Annotated in this window: 3 protein-coding genes and 1 tRNA gene; 3 read left to right on the forward strand and 1 reads right to left on the reverse strand. The window is 70.9% G+C overall.

Annotation, left to right across the window (positions count from 1 at the left end):
* Positions 1-308: 308 nt before the first annotated feature.
* Positions 309-815, forward strand: a complete 507-nt coding sequence (locus AB0877_RS31625) for an ATP-binding protein (protein WP_366613508.1) — start codon at positions 309-311, stop codon at positions 813-815.
* A 212-nt stretch (positions 816-1,027) separates the two neighbouring features.
* A complete protein-coding gene (locus tag AB0877_RS31630) occupies positions 1,028-2,035 on the forward strand; it encodes a sugar phosphate isomerase/epimerase family protein (protein WP_366613510.1) in 1,008 nt (335 codons plus the stop codon).
* 64 nt (positions 2,036-2,099) lie between these two features.
* Here the strand turns inward: AB0877_RS31630 and AB0877_RS31635 are convergent, their stop codons facing one another.
* Positions 2,100-2,504 carry a hypothetical protein gene (locus AB0877_RS31635; protein WP_269682837.1) on the reverse strand — a complete coding sequence of 135 codons (405 nt, stop codon included), beginning with the start codon at positions 2,502-2,504 and terminating at the stop codon, positions 2,100-2,102.
* 294 nt (positions 2,505-2,798) lie between these two features.
* On the opposite strand from AB0877_RS31635, the gene AB0877_RS31640 reads away from it, so the two are divergent.
* A tRNA-Asn gene (locus AB0877_RS31640) sits at positions 2,799-2,871 on the forward strand.
* Positions 2,872-3,222: the final 351 nt, after the last annotated feature.

Consider the following 3,222-nt stretch of genomic DNA (forward strand, 5'->3'; position numbering starts at 1 on the left):
CGACACGAGAACACACGGGTGCTCTTCCGATCACCCCCCCACCCCGTCCCCGCCCCACCCCCACCCCGTCCCCGCCCCACCCCCACCCCGTCCCCGCCCCACCCCCACCCCGTCCCCGCTCCACCCCCACCCCGTCCCCGCCCCCGTCCCCCGCCCCTCACCTCGTCGATCTTGCACTTTCTGTCGGGACAAAAGCCACAAGGCCGAAGTTTCGTCGACACAAAGTGCAAGATCGGCGGGGTTCGGGGCCAGGGCGGGGCGGGGGTGCCGGGCGGTGGGTTGCGGGGGGCTGCCGTACCTTGACCTGCATGGGGTTGTTCGCGCAGTGGCGTGGGACGGTGCTGGCGCGAGGTCATCAGCTGCTCGGTGCGCTGGGCCGGGCCGACGAGCCCGACGACCCGTCCGGGCCGGCGCCCAGCCTGAACCGTCTCGACGCGCTGGTGGAAGGCTTCACCGCCGGTCAGCCGGTGCGGTGGACCATGGCCGGGCAACCCCGTCCGCTACCCGGCCCGGTCGACGTGGTGGCGTACCGGATCATTGAGGAAGCGCTGACGAACGCCTGCCGGCACGCGCCGGGCGCCCCGGTCGTGGTCCGCCTCCGCTACGACGCCGCGGGCATCAGCATCGAGGTCCGCGACGAGGGCGTCGGTCCCGCACCGTTCGGCGGCGGCGGCACCCAGGGCGCCGGTCGAGGTCTGCTCGGGGTACGCAGGCGCGCCGAGCGGCTCGGCGGCACCTTCTCCGCCGGCCCGCGCGCCGGTGGCGGCTTCACCGTACGGGCTGTCCTGCCCGCGCCCGAGGACATCATCGGATGATCGGCCGACCGCGGGGCTTCCCCGATGGGGCAGTGCGGAAATAGGGTGGGGGTCGGCGACCGTGCTGGTGGCCGGTGACCCGGTGGGAGGCGCAACCCGCCGGGCTCAGGTGCGCTCCGCACCCACCGGTGACCGCTCGGGTGCCACGCACGTCCGGTCACCCTCGCCCCGGTCCGCACAAGGAATCCCCATCACAACAGGGGAGAAGGACAATGGCGCGACCCATCACGCTCTTCACCGGCCAGTGGGCCGATCTTCCGTTCGAGGAGGTCTGCCGGCTCGCCTCCGAGTGGGGCTACGACGGTCTGGAGATCGCCTGCTGGGGCGACCACTTCGAGGTCGACAAGGCGCTCGCCGACGACTCGTACGTCGAGCGCAAGAAGGAAACCCTCGCGAAGCACAACCTTGAGGTCTTCACGATCTCCAACCACCTGGTCGGCCAGGCGGTCTGCGACCACCCGATCGACGAGCGGCACCAGGACATCCTGCCCGGCCGCATCTGGGGCGACGGGGAGCCCGAGGGGGTTCGCCAGCGGGCCGCCGAGGAGATCAAGGACACCGCGCGGGCGGCGGCGAAGCTCGGGGTGAAGACCGTCGTCGGCTTCACCGGTTCGTCGATCTGGCACACCCTCGCGATGTTCCCGCCGGTGCCGCCGTCGATGATCGAGCGCGGCTACCAGGACTTCGCCGACCGGTGGAACCCCATCCTCGACGTGTTCGACGAGGTGGGAGTGCGGTTCGCGCACGAGGTGCACCCCAGTGAGATCGCGTACGACTACTGGACGACGAAGCGGACGCTGGAGGCGATCGGCAACCGGCCCGCGTTCGGGCTGAACTGGGACCCGTCGCACTTCGTGTGGCAGGAGCTGGACCCGGTGAACTTCATCTTCGACTTCGCCGACCGGATCTACCACGTGGACTGCAAGGACGCGAAGGTGCGTACCGGCGACGGCCGGCGTGGCCGGCTCGCCTCGCACCTGCCCTGGGCCGACCTGCGCCGCGGGTGGGACTTCGTCTCCACCGGCCACGGCGACGTGCCCTGGGAGGACTGCTTCCGCGCGTTGAACGCGATCGGCTACGACGGCCCGATCTCGGTCGAGTGGGAAGACGCCGGAATGGACCGGCTGGTCGGCGCTCCGGAGGCGTTGCAGTTCGTCCGCCGGCTCGCCTTCGACGCACCGAGCGCCGCCTTCGACGCGGCGTTCAGCAGCAAGGACTGACCGCGCGTCGGACAGACCACGGGCCGGTCGCCCTGCGGCGACCGGCCCGTCGACGTGCGATTGGTCAGAGCGTGCTGGCGTTCGTGCCCGAGCCGGACGGCTTGGTGCGGGGGTTCGTGGACGACGGCGACCCGGAGGTCGTGCCGACCGTGCTGGTGCCCGCCTTGGCGCCCACCGTGGCGGGCGTGCCGGCGAACGCGTCGTCGGCGGCGGTCAGCTCCTGCTTGCCGGTGCTGCCGTTGCCGTTGCCCAGCTTCTCGCCCAGCTTGGTCTGGCCGAGCTTGTCCTTGCCCTCGCTGTAGAGCTTGTTGGCCTGGGCCTGCGCCACCCCGGCCGCCTCCTGGACGGTCGGGTGGTCGAGCACCTTGCGGCCCCGGACCACGAGCTCTTCGTACTTCTCCCGGCCGGCACGGGCGCCCAGGACGAATCCCGCAGCCAGCCCGCCAAGAAACATGATCTTTCCGCGCATGGCGGCTCCTTCCGTACCTGACGCGCCGTCACCCCGGCGAGTTGCCCCGTCGGAAGGCGACCTGTTCGCGCCTGCGTCCTCTGTCCGCAGCTAACTACCCATCCTGCTCCCCGCTCAAGCATGGTTGTGCCGGGATGGCGATTTACCCTGTTTGTCAATGCGTCGCGGACCCTGACCTGCGCCTCTTGATCAGTCGGCACCGGGGTGGAACCCACTGGACCGCCACCGGGGAAAGTCCTGTACTCTTGTCCCGTCGCACGGCGTCGGCGAGATCCGGTGCCAGGCGGTGCACGATCCCCTGTAGCTCAATTGGCAGAGCAGCCGGCTGTTAACCGGCAGGTTATTGGTTCGAGTCCAATCGGGGGAGCTTCTCTTCTCCACCCAACGCCCGTCGGCCCAAGCCGACGGGCGTTCTTCGTCCCCGCGCCGCCCCGCCCGCGCCGCCCCGCGCCACCGTTCGTGGCAGCAACATCGGGGATGTTGCTGCTTCCCGGCCGTCTGAGGCAGCAACATCCGGGAAGTTGCGCGGATCTTCCTCACCGCCCAAGGAGTACGGCGGCAAGATCGTGCTCGATCCTGGATGTAGTGGTGTCGGCGCGTCGGTGAGGCCACTACATCAAGGTTCGAGCACGATCTTGGGCGCGGGGCGCGGGGCGCGGGGCGCGGGGCGCGGGGCGCGGGGCGCGGGGCGCGGGGCGCGGGGCGCGGGGCGCGGGGC

This window comes from Micromonospora sp. NPDC047644, from assembly GCF_040704315.1.
Taxonomy (GTDB): domain Bacteria; phylum Actinomycetota; class Actinomycetes; order Mycobacteriales; family Micromonosporaceae; genus Micromonospora.

Excerpts from the sequence above, each read along its gene's own strand:
- AB0877_RS31635 (WP_269682837.1), bottom strand. The coding sequence starts at position 2,504 with ATGCGCGGAAAGATCATGTTTCTTGGCGGGCTGGCTGCGGGATTCGTC.
- AB0877_RS31630 (WP_366613510.1), top strand. The coding sequence starts at position 1,028 with ATGGCGCGACCCATCACGCTCTTCACCGGCCAGTGGGCCGATCTTCCG.
- AB0877_RS31625 (WP_366613508.1), top strand. The coding sequence starts at position 309 with ATGGGGTTGTTCGCGCAGTGGCGTGGGACGGTGCTGGCGCGAGGTCAT.